19 protein-coding genes and 1 pseudogene are annotated in these 20,111 nt (G+C 50.5%); 13 read left to right on the top strand and 7 right to left on the bottom strand.

Annotated features, from left to right (window positions below):
• Positions 1 to 79 precede the first annotated feature (79 nt).
• The 12 genes and pseudogenes from rpmH (at position 80) to GF617_RS13455 (ending at position 10,990) form a co-directional block, all read left to right on the top strand.
• Positions 80 to 220, top strand: coding sequence for a 50S ribosomal protein L34 (rpmH, locus tag GF617_RS13510; RefSeq protein WP_003023858.1), 141 nt, complete (start codon positions 80 to 82; stop codon positions 218 to 220).
• 16 nt (positions 221 to 236) lie between these two features.
• Positions 237 to 596: a ribonuclease P protein component gene (gene rnpA, locus GF617_RS13505; protein ID WP_014072458.1), complete on the top strand. Its 360-nt coding sequence runs from the start codon at positions 237 to 239 to the stop codon at positions 594 to 596.
• Complete coding sequence (gene yidD / locus GF617_RS13500; RefSeq protein ID WP_181621609.1) at positions 560 to 817, top strand: membrane protein insertion efficiency factor YidD; 258 nt, start codon at positions 560 to 562, stop codon at positions 815 to 817. Before rnpA ends, yidD begins: the two co-directional genes overlap by 37 nt.
• A gap of 2 nt (positions 818 to 819) precedes the next feature.
• Complete coding sequence (gene yidC / locus GF617_RS13495) at positions 820 to 2,463, top strand: membrane protein insertase YidC (RefSeq protein ID WP_181621608.1); 1,644 nt, start codon at positions 820 to 822, stop codon at positions 2,461 to 2,463.
• 73 nt (positions 2,464 to 2,536) lie between these two features.
• Positions 2,537 to 3,901, top strand: coding sequence for a tRNA uridine-5-carboxymethylaminomethyl(34) synthesis GTPase MnmE (mnmE, locus tag GF617_RS13490; RefSeq protein ID WP_203451831.1), 1,365 nt, complete (start codon positions 2,537 to 2,539; stop codon positions 3,899 to 3,901).
• Between the two features lie 245 nt (positions 3,902 to 4,146).
• Positions 4,147 to 4,224 (top strand): tryptophanase leader peptide, encoded by a 78-nt coding sequence (tnaC, locus tag GF617_RS27520; RefSeq protein WP_375290271.1) that lies wholly within the window; start codon positions 4,147 to 4,149, stop codon positions 4,222 to 4,224.
• 256 nt (positions 4,225 to 4,480) lie between these two features.
• The gene (gene tnaA, locus GF617_RS13480) at positions 4,481 to 5,896 is read left to right on the top strand and encodes a tryptophanase (RefSeq protein WP_181621606.1); all 1,416 of its coding nucleotides are present in this window, start codon (positions 4,481 to 4,483) and stop codon (positions 5,894 to 5,896) included.
• 105 nt (positions 5,897 to 6,001) lie between these two features.
• Positions 6,002 to 7,249 (top strand): low affinity tryptophan permease TnaB, encoded by a 1,248-nt coding sequence (gene tnaB, locus GF617_RS13475; RefSeq protein ID WP_181621605.1) that lies wholly within the window; start codon positions 6,002 to 6,004, stop codon positions 7,247 to 7,249.
• Positions 7,250 to 7,392: 143 nt separating this feature from the next.
• Positions 7,393 to 8,568 (top strand): annotated as a pseudogene (locus GF617_RS13470) (MFS transporter).
• Positions 8,537 to 9,499 (top strand): HTH-type transcriptional regulator YidZ, encoded by a 963-nt coding sequence (gene yidZ / locus GF617_RS13465; protein ID WP_203451829.1) that lies wholly within the window; start codon positions 8,537 to 8,539, stop codon positions 9,497 to 9,499. Before GF617_RS13470 ends, yidZ begins: the two are co-directional and overlap by 32 nt.
• Before the next feature lie 142 nt (positions 9,500 to 9,641).
• Entirely contained in the window at positions 9,642 to 10,388 is a 747-nt protein-coding gene (locus GF617_RS13460; RefSeq protein ID WP_181621602.1) for a 4'-phosphopantetheinyl transferase superfamily protein, read from the top strand.
• A 35-nt stretch (positions 10,389 to 10,423) separates the two neighbouring features.
• Positions 10,424 to 10,990 (top strand): NADPH-dependent FMN reductase, encoded by a 567-nt coding sequence (locus GF617_RS13455; protein WP_181621601.1) that lies wholly within the window; start codon positions 10,424 to 10,426, stop codon positions 10,988 to 10,990.
• A 93-nt stretch (positions 10,991 to 11,083) separates the two neighbouring features.
• Here the strand turns inward: GF617_RS13455 and adeP are convergent, their stop codons facing one another.
• The gene (adeP, locus tag GF617_RS13450; RefSeq protein ID WP_181623864.1) at positions 11,084 to 12,421 is read right to left on the bottom strand and encodes an adenine permease AdeP; all 1,338 of its coding nucleotides are present in this window, start codon (positions 12,419 to 12,421) and stop codon (positions 11,084 to 11,086) included.
• 166 nt (positions 12,422 to 12,587) lie between these two features.
• Here adeP and yieH point away from each other — a divergent pair, with 166 nt between their 5' ends.
• The gene (yieH, locus tag GF617_RS13445) at positions 12,588 to 13,253 is read left to right on the top strand and encodes a 6-phosphogluconate phosphatase (RefSeq protein WP_203451828.1); all 666 of its coding nucleotides are present in this window, start codon (positions 12,588 to 12,590) and stop codon (positions 13,251 to 13,253) included.
• Positions 13,254 to 13,324: 71 nt separating this feature from the next.
• Here yieH and phoU read toward each other — a convergent pair whose 3' ends face one another.
• The 6 genes from phoU to glmS form a co-directional block, all read right to left on the bottom strand.
• Positions 13,325 to 14,050: a phosphate signaling complex protein PhoU gene (gene phoU / locus GF617_RS13440; protein WP_203451827.1), complete on the bottom strand. Its 726-nt coding sequence runs from the start codon at positions 14,048 to 14,050 to the stop codon at positions 13,325 to 13,327.
• A 26-nt stretch (positions 14,051 to 14,076) separates the two neighbouring features.
• The gene (gene pstB, locus GF617_RS13435) at positions 14,077 to 14,850 is read right to left on the bottom strand and encodes a phosphate ABC transporter ATP-binding protein PstB (protein WP_181621599.1); all 774 of its coding nucleotides are present in this window, start codon (positions 14,848 to 14,850) and stop codon (positions 14,077 to 14,079) included.
• Positions 14,851 to 14,897: 47 nt separating this feature from the next.
• Positions 14,898 to 15,788 (bottom strand): phosphate ABC transporter permease PstA, encoded by an 891-nt coding sequence (gene pstA / locus GF617_RS13430; protein WP_181621598.1) that lies wholly within the window; start codon positions 15,786 to 15,788, stop codon positions 14,898 to 14,900.
• Positions 15,788 to 16,747, bottom strand: coding sequence for a phosphate ABC transporter permease PstC (pstC, locus tag GF617_RS13425; RefSeq protein WP_181621597.1), 960 nt, complete (start codon positions 16,745 to 16,747; stop codon positions 15,788 to 15,790). Before pstC ends, pstA begins: the two co-directional genes overlap by 1 nt.
• Positions 16,748 to 16,827: 80 nt before the next feature.
• A complete protein-coding gene (gene pstS, locus GF617_RS13420; protein ID WP_181621596.1) occupies positions 16,828 to 17,868 on the bottom strand; it encodes a phosphate ABC transporter substrate-binding protein PstS in 1,041 nt (346 codons plus the stop codon).
• 322 nt (positions 17,869 to 18,190) lie between these two features.
• Entirely contained in the window at positions 18,191 to 20,020 is a 1,830-nt protein-coding gene (gene glmS / locus GF617_RS13415) for a glutamine--fructose-6-phosphate transaminase (isomerizing) (RefSeq protein WP_203451826.1), read from the bottom strand.
• Between the last annotated feature and the right edge of the window lie 91 nt (positions 20,021 to 20,111).

Below are 20,111 nucleotides of genomic sequence, written 5' to 3'. Positions count from 1 at the left end.
CTTCGGCGTCCGTCGTTCAATATTCGTTCGGGCATCGTGAAAAGCCATTGAATTTATTCAAGTTTAGGTAGAAATCGCCATGAAACGCACTTTTCAACCGTCTGTACTGAAGCGCAACCGTTCTCACGGCTTCCGTGCTCGTATGGCTAATAAAAATGGTCGTCAGGTTCTGGCACGTCGTCGTGCTAAAGGCCGTTCTCGTCTGACCGTTTCCAAGTAATAAAGCTAACCCCTGAGTGGTTAAGCTCGCATTTCCCAGGGAGTTACGTTTGTTAACTCCCACTCATTTCACATTCGTCTTCCAGCAGCCACAACGGGCTGGCACGCCGCAAATCACCATCCTCGGCCGCCAAAATTCGCTGGGGCATCCCCGCATCGGTCTTACAGTCGCCAAGAAAAACGTTAAACGCGCACACGAACGCAATCGGATTAAACGTCTGACGCGTGAGAGTTTCCGTTTACGTCAGCACGAACTTCCATCAATGGATTTCGTGGTGGTGGCTAAAAAGGGGGTTGCCGACCTCGATAACCGTGCTCTCTCGGAAGCGTTGGAAAAATTATGGCGCCGCCACTGTCGCCTGGCTCACGGGTCCTGATAGCCCTCATTCGGGTCTATCAACGCCTGATTAGTCCGCTACTCGGGCCGCACTGCCGTTTCACACCAACCTGTTCGCAATACGGAATTGAGGCATTGCGCAGGTTTGGAGTGATAAAAGGCAGTTGGTTGACGGTGAAACGCGTATTAAAATGCCACCCTTTACACCCCGGTGGAGACGACCCCGTCCCCCCAGGACCATTTGATACCAGAGAACACTAACGATGGATTCGCAACGCAATCTTCTTATCATCGCTTTGTTGTTCGTGTCTTTCATGATCTGGCAGGCGTGGGAGCAGGATAAAAATCCTCAACCACAACAGCAGGTCACGCAGACCACGACCACAGCAGCGGGTAGCGCCGCCGACCAGGGCGTACCGGCCAGTGGCCAGGGTAAACTGATTACGGTTAAGACCGATGTGCTTGAGCTGACTATCAACACCCGTGGTGGTGATGTCGAGCAGGCGCTGCTGGTAACTTACCCGAAAGATCTCGGTTCTAACGAGCCGTTCCAGTTACTCGAAACTACGCCGCAGTTCCTCTATCAGGCTCAAAGCGGTCTGACCGGTCGTGATGGCCCGGATAATCCGGCTAACGGTCCGCGTCCGCTGTATAACGTCGATAAAGATGCGTTTGTATTGGCTGATGGCCAAAACGAACTCGCGATCCCGATGACTTATACAGACGCAGCAGGCAACACCTTCACCAAAACCTTCACCCTGAAACGCGGTGAATATGCGGTGGGAGTGGATTACAACGTGCAGAATACCGGTGCTAAACCACTGGAGCTGGCAACGTTTGGTCAGCTGAAGCAGTCCATCAATCTGCCAACGCATCGTGACACCGGAAGCAGCAACTTTGCGCTGCATACCTTCCGTGGCGCGGCGTACTCCACCCCAGATGCGAAATACGAAAAATACAAATTCGACACCATCGCCGACAACGAAAACCTGAACGTCAGTTCTAAAGGTGGTTGGGTCGCGATGCTGCAACAGTATTTCGCAACGGCATGGGTTCCACGTAATGAAGGTTCTAACAACTTCTACACGGCGAATCTGGGTAACGGCATTGCTGCTATCGGCTATAAGTCTGAGCCAGTTCTGGTTCAACCGGGTCAAACCGGGAAAATGGGCAGCACCCTGTGGGTCGGTCCGGAAATCCAGGACAAGATGGCAGCCGTCGCGCCACATCTGGATCTGACCGTAGATTACGGCTGGTTGTGGTTCATCTCTCAGCCGCTGTTTAAGCTGCTGAAGTTCATCCACAGCTTCCTGGGTAACTGGGGCTTCTCCATCATCGTTATCACCTTTATCGTGCGTGGCATCATGTACCCGCTGACTAAAGCGCAGTACACCTCCATGGCGAAGATGCGTATGCTGCAGCCGAAGATTGCGGCGATGCGTGAGCGTCTGGGCGATGACAAACAGCGTCAGAGCCAGGAAATGATGGCCCTGTATAAAGCAGAGAAAGTAAACCCGCTGGGTGGTTGCTTCCCACTGCTGATTCAGATGCCAATCTTCCTTGCGCTGTACTACATGCTGATGGGCTCCGTTGAGCTGCGCCATGCGCCGTTCGCTCTGTGGATCCACGACTTGTCTGCACAGGACCCGTACTACATCCTGCCGATCCTGATGGGTATCACGATGTTCTTCATTCAGAAGATGTCGCCAACCACAGTGACCGACCCGATGCAGCAGAAGATCATGACCTTTATGCCGGTCATCTTCACCGTCTTCTTCCTGTGGTTCCCGTCAGGTCTGGTGCTGTACTATATCGTCAGCAACCTGGTGACCATCATCCAGCAGCAGCTGATTTACCGTGGTCTGGAAAAACGTGGCCTGCATAGCCGCGAAAAGAAAAAGTCCTGATTCGGTAAGTTAACGCTAAAATAAGGGCGGTCAATTGACCGCCTTTTTTTATTGGTATTAAACGAGACAAACCATGAGCCATAACGACACTATCGTCGCCCAGGCAACCCCACCGGGACGCGGTGGTGTAGGTATTTTGCGAATCTCCGGCCTCAGGGCACGCGAGGTAGCCGAAGCCGTGCTGGGCAAACTGCCAAAGCCGCGCTACGCCGATTATCTGCCATTTAAAGACATGGACGGCTCCGCACTGGATCAAGGCATTGCACTGTGGTTCCCCGGCCCAAATTCATTTACCGGTGAAGATGTACTGGAGCTGCAAGGCCACGGTGGCCCGGTGATCCTCGACCTGCTGTTAAAACGTATTTTGACCCTACCGGGCCTTCGCATTGCGAAGCCAGGCGAGTTCTCTGAGCGCGCGTTCCTGAACGACAAGCTCGATCTGGCGCAAGCAGAAGCCATTACTGACCTGATTGATGCCAGTTCTGAACAAGCAGCACGCTCCGCGCTCAACTCGCTTCAGGGCGCATTTTCCGCACGCGTAAATCATCTTGTGGAAGCACTTACTCACCTGCGAATCTACGTCGAAGCGGCTATCGACTTCCCGGATGAGGAAATCGACTTCCTCTCTGACGGAAAAATCGAAGCGCAGCTTAACAGCGTGATGGCCGATCTCGATGCTGTTCGCGCTGAAGCACGTCAGGGGAGCTTGTTGCGCGAAGGGATGAAGGTTGTCATCGCCGGGCGTCCAAATGCCGGGAAATCGAGCCTGCTGAACGCTCTGGCGGGTCGTGAAGCCGCCATCGTGACCGATATCGCCGGAACCACTCGTGACGTGCTTCGTGAGCATATCCACATTGATGGTATGCCTTTGCATATTATCGATACCGCAGGTCTGCGTGATGCCAGTGATGAAGTTGAACGTATCGGTATCGAGCGTGCCTGGCAGGAGATCGAGCAAGCCGATCGTGTACTGTTTATGGTTGATGGTACAACGACCACGGCTGTCGATCCCGCCGATATTTGGCCAGACTTTATTGCACGTCTTCCTGCCAAATTACCGATCACCGTGGTGCGTAACAAAGCCGACGTTACCGGCGAGACGCTGGGCATCAGCGATGTGAATGGTCACTCACTTATTCGCTTGTCCGCTCGTACAGGCGAAGGCGTGGATGACCTGCGTAACCATCTCAAACAGAGTATGGGTTTTGACACCAGCATGGAAGGCGGATTCCTTGCCCGTCGTCGTCACCTGCAGGCACTGGAAGAAGCGGCAAAACATCTTGATCAGGGTAAAGCGCAGCTCCTCGGAGCCTGGGCGGGTGAACTGCTGGCGGAAGAGTTACGTCTCGCACAACAGAACCTGAGTGAAATCACCGGGGAATTTACGTCAGATGATTTGCTGGGCAGGATCTTCTCAAGCTTCTGTATCGGTAAGTAATTACCTCAACAGATAACAGCATTCCCTATTAAACCCGTATTAATTTATTGTTAATACGGGTTTTTACGTTTAAATAGCCTGATTAACAGCTAATAGATCCTGTCATTACATTTTAATATTGGAAAACCTTTAATAAGAAACAACTCAATTTATTGTTGTGATTTTAATCACAAGTACATAATCAGCAGATAGACAAATAATTTCAGTACAATATTGTATGCTTCGTGTCTAACGAGGATAAACATATGATGATTATCTTAACCACATACATTACCTCCAAATGGTTTAATATCGACAATCGAATTGTCGAGCACCATCCTTAATTCCTTTTTCGCATTTTCCTCTTAAACATCAATGGGTTCTTTGCAATCTATTGTTTGTCACGCCCAAAAGAAAATAAATATTATTCAAACCGCTGTATGTTGGCTTACTTACGTATCTATAAGGCTATTCACTTAGCCAGAGGTATGTCTGTATTGAAAGCAACAGAATAATATCTAACGGGCTATCAAAAAATGATTGTTTATCAATAAACAGTCACAGGGATTCTATTAATTAAATTATTCAAAGGATTATATCATGGAAAACTTTACACATCTCCCGGAACCCTTTCGCATCAGAGTTATTGAGCCAGTAAAACGTACAACCAGAGCGCATCGTGAGAGTGCGATTGTAAAATCAGGCATGAATCCTTTCCTCCTTGATAGCGATGATGTATTTATTGATTTACTGACGGACAGTGGTACAGGTGCTGTCACGCAGAATATGCAGGCCGCGATGCTGCGTGGCGATGAAGCCTACAGCGGAAGCCGTAGTTATTATGCCTTAGCGGATTCTGTAAAAGAGATATTTAACTATCAATATACCATTCCCACCCATCAGGGACGTGGTGCAGAGCAAATTTACATTCCTGTTTTAATCAAAAAACGTGAACAGGAAAAAGGGCTGGACAGAACAAAGATGGTTGCTTTCTCGAACTACTTCTTTGATACCACCCAGGGTCATAGCCAGATCAATGGTTGTACCGTTCGCAATGTTTATATCAAAGAGGCATTCGATACCGCCGTTCGTTACGACTTTAAAGGGAATTTTGATCTCGAAGGATTAGAGAGCGGCATCGAAGCGGTTGGCCCGAATAATGTCCCTTATATTGTTGCGACGATAACCAGTAACTCGGCAGGCGGGCAACCGATCTCTCTGGCAAACTTAAAAGCCATGTACAAGATTGCCAAAAAATACGATATCCCGGTCGTTATGGATTCTGCACGTTTCGCTGAGAATGCCTATTTTATCCAGCAACGAGAAGCGGAGTATAAAGACTGGAGTATTGAAGAGATCACCCGTGAAACCTACAAATATGCCGATATGTTAGCGATGTCGGCTAAAAAGGATGCCATGGTTCCAATGGGTGGTCTGCTGTGTATCAAGGACGACGCATTCTTCGATGTCTACACCGAATGCAGGACGATTTGCGTAGTCCAGGAAGGATTCCCGACTTACGGCGGCCTGGAGGGGGGTGCGATGGAACGCCTTGCTGTCGGCCTTCATGACGGCATGAATAAAGACTGGCTGGCCTATCGTATTACTCAGGTTCAATACCTGGTTGATGGCCTGGAAGCCATCGGCGTTGTTTGCCAGCAAGCTGGCGGACACGCAGCGTTCGTTGATGCCGGGAAGTTACTACCACATATCCCGGCAGAACAGTTCCCGGCTCAGGCACTGGCATGTGAATTGTATAAAGTAGCCGGTATTCGTGCTGTCGAAATTGGTTCCTTCTTACTGGGCCGTGATCCTAAAACCGGTAAACAGTTACCTTGCCCTGCTGAATTATTACGTTTAACAATTCCACGAGCAACGTATACACAGACACATATGGACTTTATTATTGAAGCATTCAAACATGTAAAAGAGAATGCTTCAAATATTAAAGGATTAACCTTCACATACGAACCAAAAGTCTTACGCCACTTTACAGCAAAACTCAAAGAAATTTAATTTACACCACATGAAATGGCTATATTCGTATAGCCATTTCATTATTCATTCCTGTTTTTTCTGAAGAATAAATAATGCTTAACGACTACAGTTAACAGAGGCATCATGGAAGAAAATTCAAAAGCTAAACACTCTTCTTTTTGGGGCGTGATGGTTATTGCTGGCACTGTCATTGGAGGGGGCATGTTTGCCTTGCCCGTTGATCTTGCCGGAGCATGGTTTTTTTGGGGTGCATTTATATTAATAATAGCCTGGTTTTCAATGCTACATTCAGGATTGTTATTACTTGAAGCCAATTTAAATTACCCGGTAGGATCCAGCTTTAACACCATCACAAAAGATTTAATCGGTAATAAATGGAATGTTATAAGTGGCTTCACCGTTGCATTTGTACTTTATATACTGACTTATGCTTATATCTCAGCTAATGGCGCGATTATAAGTGAAACAATAGCAATGCAATCAGGTAATCACGTCAACCCTCGAATTATAGGTATTTGCACTGCCGCTTTTGTCGCTGGCGTACTTTGGTTCAGCTCAATAGCAGCCAGCAGAATCACTTCGCTTTTTTTAGGTATCAAAATTCTGGCGTTCATCATTGTTTTTAGTTCATTTTTCTTCCAGGTCGACTTTTCAATACTAAGTGATAGTGCGAATAACCATAACAATACTGCGTATAGCCCCTACATATTTATGGCGCTTCCTGTCTGCCTGGCCTCTTTTGGTTTTCATGGAAATATACCCAGCCTCATCATTTGCTACGGAAAAAGAAAAGATAAGCTTATAAAGAGTATTGTCTTTGGCTCGCTTTTGGCTTTGTGCATCTACCTGTTCTGGCTCTATTGCACTATGGGGAACATTTCCCGTGATGGGTTTAAGGATATTATCTCATCAGGTGGAAACGTTGACTCGTTAGTCAAATCCTTCCTTGGAACGAATCAACGAGGGATCATTGAGTTTTGCCTGCTTGTTTTTTCCAATCTGGCTGTCGCAAGCTCTTTCTTTGGCGTCACTTTAGGGCTTTTCGATTATCTTGCTGACTTGTTTGGGATTGACAACTCCGGGGCTGGGCGTTTTAAAACGATACTGCTCACATTCCTTCCCCCGGGTATTTTGTACTTACTCTTTCCGAATGGCTTTATTTATGGCATAGCCGGAGCCGGGCTGTGTGCAACGATCTGGGCCGTCATTGTGCCGGCGATACTGGCACTCAAATCCAGACAAAAATTTCCGGATAAAACATTCACCGTCTGGGGCGGTAGAATCATCCCCACTGTGGTAATTGTCTTTGGGGTGATGGTCATTCTGTGCTGGTTTGGCAGTACACTCAATATCTTACCGCGATTTGGTTAATCGTAATTTCGCAACAGATTGCGTGTGCTTCTCCCTCAGAAACAATGGTGATTTCCTGTGAGGAAATCACCATTGTCCAAATGGCAACTCGCATCTCCATCCTTCTCCCCCTATGCTTCACGTCTGCCGAACATGGGGGTTTTATGGCGCGTTTTCTGTTTTGTAGTTTTGCTCTGGTTCTTCTGTATCCATCCGGGATTGATATGTATCTGGTTGGTCTGCCACATATCACTCGTGACCTGGGGGCCAGTGAAGCGCAATTGCATATCGCGTTTTCGGCGTATCTGGCGGGTATGGCCTCGTCGATGGTATTTGCCGGGAAAATTGCCGACAAAGCTGGAAGACAACCAGTAGCCATTACCGGTGCGGTAATTTTTGCCCTGGCCTCAGTGCTGTGCTCACTGGCACAAGACAGCACGCTGTTCCTGGCTGGCCGTTTTATTCAGGGTGTTGGCGCAGGCGGGTGCTATGTGGTGGCCTTTGCGATTTTACGCGATACCCTCAGCGCGCAACGTCGCGCAAAAGTGCTCTCAATGCTGAACGGTATTACCTGCATTATTCCGGTACTCGCCCCGGTTATTGGCTATCTGATTATGCTCAGACTGCCCTAGCAGAGCCTCTTCTGGACAATGGCGGCAATGGGCATGCTCGTCTTTATCCTGTCGATTACGGTGCTTAAAGAGACCCATCCGGGTTCGCACACCGCAGGCAATAATGCGACCATTGCGCCTGCCGAAAAGCTATTGAACCGTTTTTTCCTCAGCCGCCTGGCGGTGACCACGCTAAGCGTGGCGGTAATTCTGACCTATGTAAATGTTTCCCCGGTCTTGCTGATGGAGACCATGGGGTTTGATCGCGGGGAATACTCTACGGTGATGGCATTAACCGCGATGGTCAGCATGGCCGTGTCCTTCTCGACGCCATTTGCGCTGAATATTTTCCGTCAGCGTACATTGATGCTGACCTCTCAGGTACTGTTCCTGGCAGCAGGCATTACTCTGGCAACGACAAACTCACATGCCATCATGCTGGTCGGTATTACGTTGATTTGCGCCGGGTTCTCTGTTGGCTTCGGTGTAGCGATGAGTCAGGCATTAGGTCCGTTCTCACTGCGCGCGGGAGTGGCAAGCTCAATGCTCGGTATCGCACAGGTATGCGGTTCCTCACTGTGGATTTGGCTGGCGGCAATATTAGGGCTTAACGCCCTGAATATGCTGATCGGGATATTGATTGGCTGTAGCATGCTCTGCATTGTCTTACTCATGGTCATACAGCCCGCGGCGCATTATGAAGAAGCCCATCAGCAGTCTCGATCTTAACCTTTTGTTGTGCCTGCAGCTGTTGCTGCAGGAGCGCAGCGTCACTAAAGCCGCGAAACGGATGAACGTCACCCCGTCGGCGGTGAGTAAATCGCTGGCAAAGCTGCGTGACTGGTTTGACGATCCGCTGTTTGTGAAAACGCCGTTAGGGTTACTGCCAACGCCGCTGACGGTGAGTCTGGAGCAGGATCTCGCTGACTGGATGCAGATTGGCAATCAGATCCTCGATAAATTCCATCATGACTCACCCGGTGGACTGACGTTCGAGCTAGCGGCGGAAACGCCGCTTATGTTGATACGCTTCAACGCCTTGCTGGAACAGGTCAATCAACGCTATCCGCAAGCGACGGTCAAGATGCGCCACTGGGACTACGATTCACTTGATGCCATTACGCGAGGCGAAGTCGATCTCGGCTTTACAGGGCGCGAAACACACCCACGCTCCAGGGAATTATTGAAGCTGATGCCGTGGTTTATCGACTACGAAATCCTGTTTAGCGATCGTCCTTGTGTTTATCTGCGTGAAGATCATCCCGCACTACAGGAAGAGTGGAATCTGGACACGTTTCTGCGCTACCCACATATCAGCATATTTTGGGAGCGTAGCGACACCTGGGCGCTGGATGAAGTGCTGAAAGAGATGGGTCGCGAACGCAATATTGCTATGAGCCTACCAGGGTTTGAGCAGTCGATGTTTATGGCCGCGCAGCCTGGCCACAACTACCTGGCAACCGCACCCTATTACTGCCACCATTATAATGAGCTCCACCAGCGTAAGCTGATTACCCGCCCCATCCCCATTGATGAAGAGATAACCCAAAAGCTCACCGTTCCCTTCACGTTAATCTGGCATAAACGTAACAGCCATAACCCAAAAATTCTCTGGCTCAGAGAGACGATAAAGGCGCTATACGGTACGCCATTGGGCTAAAGCGCCCATTTTTATCTAAGAAAATGTAAAGTTTAGCTCCTGGGCTTCTCATCCTTCCATTTACTGATTAAAACAGTAGCAAAGTTAAGCGATAATGATGTAACCGTTTACCCCCACTACGACCATTATCATGGAGAGAAAAATGGCAACGCACTTTGCTAGAGGGATACTGACTGAAGGACACCTCGAGCCGGTCAGGGTTTCACCGGCCTGTCATGATGAAGCCCGCAAACTGCCTGAATATCGCCGGACGCGATTTTTAGCCTCCAGAGCACTCCTCGCTGAGCTGTTGTTTATGCTGTATGGCACGAGCGAGCTGCCGGACATGATCACCCAACCAGAAGGCCGACCGGTCTTTGCTGACCCTGAGCTCCCTCATTTTTCAATCGCCTACACGGGCAATATTGTTGGCGTAGCCCTGACGACGGAAGGCGACTGCGGACTGGATATGGAACTCCAGCGCGCAACGCGCGGTTTCCATGGTTCCACCGCCCATGACGCGTACCCTCTGTCCAGCAACGAAAAACTGTGGGTACGTAATCAAAACGATCCCAACGAAGCACGGGCACAACTCATTACATTGCGCCAAAGCATCCGCAAACTCTCAGGCTGTGCCGCTGATGATGCGAGTCTGCTCCAGTTACTGCCCGGTTCAGGCCGTTTACGCGCCTCACAAGCGGCTCTGGTTGAAGCACTCAGCGACGCTGAAGATGTCCTGATCTGGTCAATTGCCGTTACCCCCGCCATTGAGCGTCTGAAGATTTGGGAATTTGACAGCCATCGTGGATGGCATAGCCTTCCTGATGTCCCGGCGCGCGCCAATGAGCCTGCCGCACGTTTAATGAGACTCACCAGTTTACCAGCAGAAAAAGCACTTACCCTTAACTGACCCGTCCTGGGCCATCATGATGAAAAGGAGTAATCATGTCTGATACGTTGAAAGTTGTTACGTTACTGGGAAGCCTGCGCAAAGGTTCGTTTAATGGGATGGTTGCCCGCACGCTGCCGAGCCTCGCACCGGCAGGAATGGATATCTCAGCACTGCCTTCTATTGGTGAGATCCCGCTGTACGATGCCGATGTTCAGCAGGAAGAGGGTTTCCCGCAGAGCGTAGAAGCTCTGGCAGAGCAAATTCGTCAGGCCGATGGCGTGGTCATTGTGACGCCGGAGTATAACTACTCCGTTCCTGGTGGCCTGAAGAATGCCATCGACTGGCTATCCCGTTTACCGGAACAACCTTTGTCAGGTAAACCGGTTCTGATTCAAACCAGCTCCATGGGGGCGATTGGCGGTGCACGCTGCCAATATCACCTGCGCCAGATTCTGGTGTTCCTGGATGCAATGGTGATGAACAAGCCGGAATTTATGGGTGGCATGATTCAGAATAAAGTCGACCCGCAAACGGGTGAAGTGGTGGATCAGAGCACACGTGACCATCTCTCTGGCCAGCTGACTGCATTTGGGGATTACATTAAGCGGGTGAAAGCGTAATTTTGCCTTCACCCTAACCCTCTCCCGCCGGGAGAGGGAACTGCGTTCATCGGTCAGGTAAGCGAAGCACCACCTGACACCATCTTCTGCATCTTAGTGTGCATCAATAAACACAATCTTCAGCACAAACAGCAGAGCAACGATAATGACGCATGGGCTGAGGTCACGGAAACGGCCCGTACCGATCTTCATTACGCAGTAAGAGATAAAGCCCAGTGCGATACCTTCGGTGATGGAGAAACTAAACGGCATCATCACGGCAGTAATAAACGCCGGAACGGCTTCGGTTAAGTCATCCCACTTCACACGTGACAGGCTGGACGTCATCAGCACACCCACATAAATCAGCGCACCTGCCGCCGCATACGGTGGAACCATCCCAGCCAGTGGAGAGAGGAAAATCACCAGCAGGAACAGAATACCGACGACGACCGCGGTCAGGCCGGTACGGCCCCCGACAGAAACGCCAGAAGAGGATTCAATGTAAGCGGTAACAGAAGATGTACCGATAAAGGAACCGGCAACAGAAGAGATACTGTCCACAAACAGCGCCTGCTTCATGCGCGGGAACTTGCCTTTTTCGTCTGCCAGACCTGCTTTATCCGTCACGCCGATCAGCGTACCAGAGGAGTCAAACAGGTTTACCAGCATGAAGGAGAAGATCACCCCAGCCAGCCCAAGGTTCAGCGAACCGGCAAGATCAACGTGACCAATCACGGTTGAGACACTCGGTGGCGCAGAGACAATACCGTTATAGTGAACATCACCCATCATCCAGCCCAGCAACGTGGTGACAACAATAGACACCAGCACAGCCGCATGAATGTTGCGGGATGCCAGGATCGCAATGATAAAGAAGCCCAACACGCCCAGCAGAACGCTATGAGAGGTCAGATGACCGATGCTAACCAGCGTTTCTGGGTTCGCAACAATAACACCGGCGTTTTTCAGACCCATCATACCGATGAACAGGCCAATACCACTGGTGATCCCCACACGCAGGCTCACCGGAATATTGGCAATCATCCAGTAGCGAACACGGAAAATGGTCAGCAACAACAGGCCAATAGCGCCCCAGAAAATAGCGCCCATCCCCACTTGCCACGGCAGGCCCATCGCCTGAACCACAACAAACGCGAAGAATGCATTCAGACCCATCGCAGGTGCAAGCGCGACTGGCAGGTTCGCAAAGATACCCATCAGAATACTGCCCAGTGCCGCAATCAGACAGGTGGTGACGAAGACGGCGCTGGTATCCATGCCAGCAACGCCCAGAATTTGCGGGTTAACAAAAACGATATACACCATCGTCAGGAAGGTGGTGAAACCGGCGATCACTTCGGTGCGTGCCGTTGTGCCGTGCTCGCGCAGTTTGAACACGCGCTCAAGCAAACCCTGACCAGATGTCTGGGTAGTGTGTTGTTGACTCATCATCAATTTCCGAACAAGGAGGGAAAATTCGTCGCTATCCTATACCAAAATGCGACAATAGGGGCGGTTGCGAGATACTTTTTTTCATTGATTTTTCTTATACGGCAACGATTGCGTCTCGCAAAACCGCAGTACGTAAACGATAAACTTGTGAAAAGGGAAAGGCATGTCCGGAATTGAGGCGGTATTTTTCGACTGCGACGGTACGCTTGTCGACAGTGAGGTCATTTGTTCCCGCGCGTATGTTGCCATGTTCCAGGAATTTGGCATCGCACTCGATCTCGAAGAGGTGTTCAAACGCTTTAAAGGCGTGAAGCTATACGAGATCATCGACATTATTAATGATGAACACGGCGTCAGCCTCGCAAAAACAGAGCTGGAACCTGTGTACCGCGCCGAGGTCGCACGCCTTTTCGATTCCGAACTGGAGGTCATTGCGGGAGCCAATGCGCTTCTGGATTCGATGACCGTCCCCATGTGCGTGGTCTCCAACGGACCGGTCAGCAAAATGCAGCACTCACTGGGCAAGCTGGAGATGTTGCATCACTTCCCGGAGAAATTGTTCAGCGGTTACGATATTCAGCGCTGGAAACCCGATCCGGCATTAATGTTCCATGCGGCAAAAGCCGTGAATGTGAACGTCGAGAACTGCATTCTGGTAGATGATTCTTCAGCTGGCGCGCAGTCGGGCATCGATGCGGGGATGGAGGTGTTCTATTTTTGCGCCGATCCGCATAACAAACCGATCGTTCATCCCAAAGTGACGACCTTTACCGATCTGGCTCAGTTGCCTGAGTTGTGGAAGGCTCGCGGGTGGAATATTACGCGTTGAAAAAACAAAGCCGGATAGCGCTATGGCTATCCGGCCTACAGGTTTATCAGGCGAATCACCCGCCGCAATGATTACTCTTTCGGGTCTTTACCCGCCAGCAGCTTATCCAGCTCATCGCCGCCAACGTGACGGAAATCCTGTCCCTTCACGAAGTAGAAAATGTACTCGCAGATGTTCTGGCAACGGTCGCCAATACGCTCGATAGAGCGAGCGCAGAACAGCGCGGTCAGTACACTTGGAATGGTTCGTGAATCTTCCATCATGTAAGTCATCAGCTGACGCACAATACCTTCATATTCCTGGTCGACTTTCTTGTCTTCACGGTAAATACGAACCGCTTCATCCAGATCCATACGCGCAAAAGCGTCCAGCACGTCATGCAGCATCTGCACAGTGTGGCGACCCAGCGACTCCAGACTCACCAGCAGCGGCTGGTGCTGTTGAGAGAACTTCTCCAGCGCAGTGCGACAGATTTTATCTGCAACATCACCAATACGTTCCAGTTCAGCAATCGTTTTGATGATCGCCATCACCAGACGCAGGTCGCTCGCCGTCGGCTGACGTTTCGCGATAATGCGCACGCAGGCTTCATCGATCACGACTTCCATCATGTTGACGTTTTTGTCGCCTTCAATGACGCGCTTCGCCAGTTCGCTATCCTGGTTGTGCATCGCGGTAATCGCATCAGACAGCTGCTGCTCGACCATGCCACCCATGGTCATCACCTGGGTGCGGATGCTTTCCAGCTCTGCGTTAAACTGGCCGGAAATGTGTTTATTAAGATTGAGGTTGTCCATGGTTTCTCCACATGCACTAAGGCAAATCAACCGTAGCGGCCAGTAATATAATCTTCAGTTTGTTTCTTCGCGGGCTTGGTGAACAGGTCGTCCGTGTTGCTGAACTCAATCAACTCACCCAGATACATAAACGCCGTGTGATCGGAACAACGCGCAGCCTGCTGCATGTTGTGGGTCACGATAACCACGGTGTAATCCTGCTTCAGTTCGGTGATCAGCTCTTCAATACGACCGGTTGAGATCGGATCCAGCGCTGAACACGGCTCATCCAGCAGCAACACTTCCGGGCGAATCGCGATACCGCGCGCAATGCACAGACGCTGCTGCTGACCACCGGACAGAGAGTACCCACTCTGATGCAACTTATCTTTAGTTTCGTTCCATAATGCGGCTTTGGTCAAAGCCCACTGCACACGCTCGTCCATATCGGCACGAGAGAGTTTCTCGAACAGGCGAACACCAAAGGCGATGTTGTCATAAATCGACATCGGGAATGGCGTCGGCTTCTGGAATACCATGCCCACTTTCGCACGCAGCAGGGCGATATCCTGGGTATTGGTCAGGATGTTGTCGCCATCAAGGATAATTTCACCTTCTGCACGCTGCTCTGGATAGAGCGAATACATCTTATTAAAGGTACGCAGCAACGTGGATTTTCCACAGCCAGACGGACCGATAAATGCCGTGACCTGGTTCTTTGCGATATCCAGGTTGATATTCTTCAGGGCATGGAATTTACCGTAGTAGAAGTTCAAATCACGAACCTGAATTTTACCCGGGGCAGTATCAACCATACTCATTGACTCATTTCCTCATTCGACGCCGCGATGTGCCGCGCCGTAAAAAATTAACCGTGTTTCTTCTTCGCGAAAATCACGCGCGCCAGAATGTTCAACAACAGTACGCAAAGGGTAATAATCAACACCCCGGCCCAGGCCAGTTGTTGCCACTCTGCGAATGGACTCATCGCAAATTTAAAGATGGTTACCGGCAGGTTAGCAATCGGCTGCATCATATCCGTGCTCCAGAACTGGTTGGAGAGCGACGTAAACAGCAACGGAGCCGTTTCACCCGCAATACGCGCAACCGCGAGCAGAATACCGGTCATGATCCCGGAGATTGATGCTTTCAGCGTAATGGCGGAGATCATTTTCCATTTCGGCGTACCCAGAGCATAAGCCGCTTCACGAAGACTATCAGGCACGAGTTTCAGCATGTTTTCGGTGGTACGAATCACAATCGGGATCTGCAGCAGTGCCAGCGCAATCACGCCTGCCCAGCCGGAGAAATGCTCCATCTGAGCCACGACAATGGTGTAAACAAACAGGCCGACCACAATTGATGGCGCAGAGAGCAAGATATCGTTAATAAAGCGAATCACTTCTGCAAGCCAGGATTTACGGCCATACTCCGCCAGGTAAATGCCCGCCATAATGCCAAGCGGCGTACCAAATACCGTGGCCCACAGGATCAACAGACCACTACCGGCAAGGGCGTTCGCCAGACCACCTCCCGCCGTGTTAGGTGGAGGCGTCATCTCGGTGAACAGCGCCAGGGACATCCCATCGATACCACGTACAACCGTTGAGAACAGGATCCACACTAACCAGAACAAACCAAATGCCATGGTTCCCATGGAAAGCGTCAGCGCGATACGGTTTTTAAAGCGGCGCTTAGCCTGCATTTTACGGCGAGATTCCGCCAGCTCTGCGGTGCTTTGCATTTCGAGAGTCGCCATTAGCGTGCCCCCTCATTTTTCGCCAGACGCATAACCATAACTTTCGAAATGGCCAGCACGATAAAGGTGATCACAAACAGAATCAGACCCAATTCCATCAGAGCAGCAACATGAAGCCCTGATTCTGCTTCAGCAAATTCATTCGCCAGTGCAGACGTAATACTGTTACCTGGCATGAACAACGATGCGCTGTCGAGCTGGTAGGTATTACCAATGATAAAGGTCACCGCCATGGTTTCACCCAGCGCACGGCCTAAGCCCAACATAACGCCACCGATGACACCATTTTTGGTGAACGGAAGGACAATACGCCAGATCACTTCCCAGGTGGTACAGCCGATGCCGTAGGCCGACTCTTTCATCATCACCGGAGTTTGTTCGAAAACATCGCGCATAACGGCCGCAATGTACGGAATAATCATAATGGCGAGGATCACACCGGCTGCCAGAATACCGATACCAAACGCCGGACCAGAGAACAACGAGCCGACAATCGGAACTGCTGACAACACATTGCCGACAGGCTCCTGGAAATAGGTCGCAAACAGCGGGGCGAAGATAAACAGGCCCCACATGCCGTAAACGATACTTGGAATAGCGGCCAGCAATTCAATGGCGATACCCAAAGGACGCTTCAGCCAGTTTGGCGCAAGCTCCGTCAGGAACAACGCGATACCAAAACTCACCGGTACGGCGATCAGCAAGGCGATGAACGAGGTCACCAGCGTGCCGTAAATCGGCACAAGTGCACCATAAATATCGTTTGGTGCATCCCACTCTTTGGTCCACAGGAAGGAGAAACCAAATTTCTGGATGCTCGGCCAGGAGGAGAAAATCAGAGACACGATAATGCCGCCCAGCAGCAATAGCACAATCAGCGCAGCCAGTCTTACCAGCGCGCTGAAAATCATGTCACCTTTTTTACCCGGAGGGTTAAATGCAGGCTTGGTTGCAGCCATAAATCACTCTTCTGTTAGACGTTTCACGAATATTGGCGGGTTAGCTCACGCCACCCGCCATCTTCGTCAAAAATATCTTGTTAGTACAGCGCTTTACCGCTGCTGTCTTTCACGTTGGTTTTCCATGCAGCACGAATCTGCTCAACCACGCTATCAGGCAGGCTTGCGTAATCCAGGTCATTAGCCTGTTTTCCGCCATTTTTGTATGCCCAGTCGAAGAACTTCAGCACTTCAGTACCCTGCTCTGGTTTCTTCTGATCTTTGTGAACCAGGATGAAGGTCGTGGACGTAATTGGCCACGCACCTTCGCCTTTCTGGTTAGTCAGATCCTGAGCGAAGGATTTGCTCCAGTCAGCGCCTTTGGCTGCATTCGCAAAGTTCTCTTCGGTTGGGCTTACCGCTTTACCGTCAGCAGACAACAGCTTGGTGTAAGCCAGGTTGTTTTGCTTAGCGTAAGCGTATTCTACGTAACCGATAGAGCCAGGCAGGCGCTGTACAAACGCGGCGATACCGTCGTTACCTTTACCGCCCAGACCAGTCGGCCAGTTAACGGTAGAGCCAGAACCAATTTTAGATTTCCACTCTTCGTTCACTTTCGCCAGGTAGCTGGTGAAAACGAAAGATGTGCCGGAACCGTCTGCACGACGAACGACAGCGATGTTCTGCGCTGGCAGTTTCAGGCCTGGGTTGAGTTTAGCAATCGCTTCGTCATCCCATTTTTTGATTTTGCCGAGGTAGATATCACCCAGCGTTTTGCCATCCAGCACCAGCTCACCAGACTTCACGCCTGGCAGGTTGATCGCCAGAACCACACCCCCAATAACGGTTGGGAACTGGAACAGGCCTTCCTGAGCCAGTTTCTCATCAGACAGTGGAGCATCTGACGCACCGAAATCGACCGTGTTAGCGGTAATTTGTTTAACACCACCGGAGGAGCCAATACCCTGATAGTTCACCTTGTTACCGGTTTCTTTCTGGTAGGTATCTGCCCATTTGGCATACACCGGCGCAGGGAAGGTTGCACCAGCGCCAGTCAGGCTTGCTTCTGCGAATACAGAGAAAGCGCTCAGAGATAAGGTCGCGGCGACAACAGTTGCGACAGTGGTACGCATAACTTTCATAATGTCTCCTGCAAGGATTTCGTAAATCATTGTTTAAGTGGCTACGATGAGCAAAATAGGACAAACAGGTGACAGATAAATGTACGAAATATGACAGTTTTATGACATTGAAAATCCCACTTAGGATTCTCCAAAATAAGCATTAATAATCATCACGTTAACCACAAACATGACAGTACGTTTTCAGAAATATTTTCTTTCCGTGACACTAAAAAAAGTAGCTGAATATGACAGATTGTCATAAATAAAAGCGAGGAAGAGTTGATTAAAAACAAGCCGGAGTGGGTAAAAAAGCCCCACCCGAAGGTGGAGCCTGTCGTGATTATTCTACTGTTACTGATTTCGCCAGGTTACGTGGCTGGTCAACGTCTGTGCCCTTGATCAGCGCGACGTGATAAGCCAGTAACTGCAATGGAACGGTGTAGAAGATTGGTGCAATCACCTCTTCCACATGCGGCATCTCAATGATGTGCATATTGTCGTTACTGACAAAACCGGCATCCTGATCGGCGAAGACATACAGCTGGCCGCCACGGGCACGAACTTCTTCGATGTTGGACTTCAGTTTTTCCAGCAGTTCGTTGTTCGGTGCAACAACGATGACCGGCATATCCGCATCAATCAGCGCCAGAGGGCCATGTTTCAGCTCGCCTGCCGCATAAGCTTCAGCGTGAATATACGAGATCTCTTTCAGCTTCAGCGCGCCTTCCAGCGCGATAGGATACTGATCGCCACGCCCCAGGAACAATGCGTGGTGTTTGTCAGAGAAATCTTCAGCCAGTGCTTCAATACGTTTATCCTGCGACAACATCTGCTCAATACGGCTCGGCAGCGCCTGAAGACCGTGAACAATGTCATGCTCAATGGACGCGTCCAGCCCTTTCAGGCGCGACAATTTCGCCACCAGCATCAGCAGAACGGTTAACTGAGTGGTAAACGCTTTAGTCGATGCCACACCAATTTCAGTGCCTGCATTGGTCATCAGCGCCAGATCGGATTCACGCACCAGAGAGGAGCTCGGTACGTTACAAATCGCCAGCGAACCGAGATAACCCAGCTCTTTGGACAGACGCAATGCCGCCAGGGTATCCGCTGTTTCACCAGACTGGGAAAGGGTGATCATCAGGCTGTTACGACGCACAGCTGATTTGCGATAGCGGAATTCAGAGGCGATTTCGACATCGCACGGCACATCCGCCAGCGCTTCAAACCAGTAACGGGAAACCATGCCCGAGTTGTAAGACGTACCACAGGCCACAATCTGAATATGCTCAACTTTCGAGAGCAGTTCGTTGGCATTTGCCCCCAACTCACTCAGATCAATCTGACCATGGCTGATACGTCCACTCAGGGTGTTTTTGATCGCGTTAGGTTGTTCGTAAATCTCTTTCTGCATGTAGTGACGGTAAGCGCCTTTGTCGCCCGCGTCATATTGCAGATTCGATTCGATCTCCTGGCGTTTTACCGGAGAACCTGACTTATCAAAGATCTCCACTGAGCGACGCGTTACTTCCGCGATATCACCCTCTTCCAGGAAGATAAAGCGGCGAGTAACGGGCAGCAGAGCCAGCTGGTCGGAGGCAATAAAGTTTTCCCCCATCCCCATACCGATAACCATTGGGCTACCTGAACGGGCCGCCAAAAGAGTGCTCGGATCGCGGGAATCCATGATCACCGTACCGTATGCACCACGCAGCTGTGGGATAGCACGTAGTACCGCATCACGCAGCGTACCGCCCTGCTCCAGCTCCCAGTGAACCAGGTGAGCAATTACTTCGGTGTCGGTTTCGGAAACAAAGGTATAGCCGCGTGCTTTCAGTTCTTCGCGCAGCGGTTCGTGGTTTTCGATAATGCCGTTATGTACGACCACGATGTGTTCAGACACATGCGGGTGCGCATTACCTTCGGATGGTTCGCCATGCGTAGCCCAGCGGGTGTGAGCAATACCTGTGCCACCATGCAGCGGATGTTCTTCTGCTGCTTGTGCCAGTATTTGTACTTTACCGAGACGACGCAGACGAGTCATATGACCTTCTGCATCAACAACCGCCAGACCGGCAGAGTCGTAGCCACGGTATTCCAGACGACGTAAACCTTCGAGAAGGATTTCAGCAATATCACGCTGCGCAACTGCGCCAACAATTCCACACATAGTTAGATTTCCTGATAATGGCGTTATGCCATGCGTTGTCGCTGACCTGTATTTACCCGTTTCCGGGCCCCCCGAGCCTTGTAGAGAGTGG

Source organism: Lelliottia sp. RWM.1 (genome assembly GCF_016859735.1).
Classification (GTDB): Bacteria; Pseudomonadota; Gammaproteobacteria; order Enterobacterales; family Enterobacteriaceae; genus Enterobacter.
Note: the sequence above shows the minus strand (reverse complement) of the source record. Positions and strands in the feature narration are given on the sequence as shown.

Coding starts and splice junctions, on each gene's coding strand:
- rpmH (WP_003023858.1), top strand. CDS start 80: ATGAAACGCACTTTTCAACCGTCTGTACTGAAGCGCAACCGTTCTCAC.
- yidD (WP_181621609.1), top strand. CDS start 560: ATGGCGCCGCCACTGTCGCCTGGCTCACGGGTCCTGATAGCCCTCATT.
- yidC (WP_181621608.1), top strand. CDS start 820: ATGGATTCGCAACGCAATCTTCTTATCATCGCTTTGTTGTTCGTGTCT.
- mnmE (WP_203451831.1), top strand. CDS start 2,537: ATGAGCCATAACGACACTATCGTCGCCCAGGCAACCCCACCGGGACGC.
- tnaC (WP_375290271.1), top strand. CDS start 4,147: ATGATGATTATCTTAACCACATACATTACCTCCAAATGGTTTAATATC.
- tnaA (WP_181621606.1), top strand. CDS start 4,481: ATGGAAAACTTTACACATCTCCCGGAACCCTTTCGCATCAGAGTTATT.
- tnaB (WP_181621605.1), top strand. CDS start 6,002: ATGGAAGAAAATTCAAAAGCTAAACACTCTTCTTTTTGGGGCGTGATG.
- yidZ (WP_203451829.1), top strand. CDS start 8,537: ATGAAGAAGCCCATCAGCAGTCTCGATCTTAACCTTTTGTTGTGCCTG.
- GF617_RS13460 (WP_181621602.1), top strand. CDS start 9,642: ATGGCAACGCACTTTGCTAGAGGGATACTGACTGAAGGACACCTCGAG.
- GF617_RS13455 (WP_181621601.1), top strand. CDS start 10,424: ATGTCTGATACGTTGAAAGTTGTTACGTTACTGGGAAGCCTGCGCAAA.
- adeP (WP_181623864.1), bottom strand. CDS start 12,421: ATGAGTCAACAACACACTACCCAGACATCTGGTCAGGGTTTGCTTGAG.
- yieH (WP_203451828.1), top strand. CDS start 12,588: ATGTCCGGAATTGAGGCGGTATTTTTCGACTGCGACGGTACGCTTGTC.
- phoU (WP_203451827.1), bottom strand. CDS start 14,050: ATGGACAACCTCAATCTTAATAAACACATTTCCGGCCAGTTTAACGCA.
- pstB (WP_181621599.1), bottom strand. CDS start 14,850: ATGAGTATGGTTGATACTGCCCCGGGTAAAATTCAGGTTCGTGATTTG.
- pstA (WP_181621598.1), bottom strand. CDS start 15,788: ATGGCGACTCTCGAAATGCAAAGCACCGCAGAGCTGGCGGAATCTCGC.
- pstC (WP_181621597.1), bottom strand. CDS start 16,747: ATGGCTGCAACCAAGCCTGCATTTAACCCTCCGGGTAAAAAAGGTGAC.
- pstS (WP_181621596.1), bottom strand. CDS start 17,868: ATGAAAGTTATGCGTACCACTGTCGCAACTGTTGTCGCCGCGACCTTA.
- glmS (WP_203451826.1), bottom strand. CDS start 20,020: ATGTGTGGAATTGTTGGCGCAGTTGCGCAGCGTGATATTGCTGAAATC.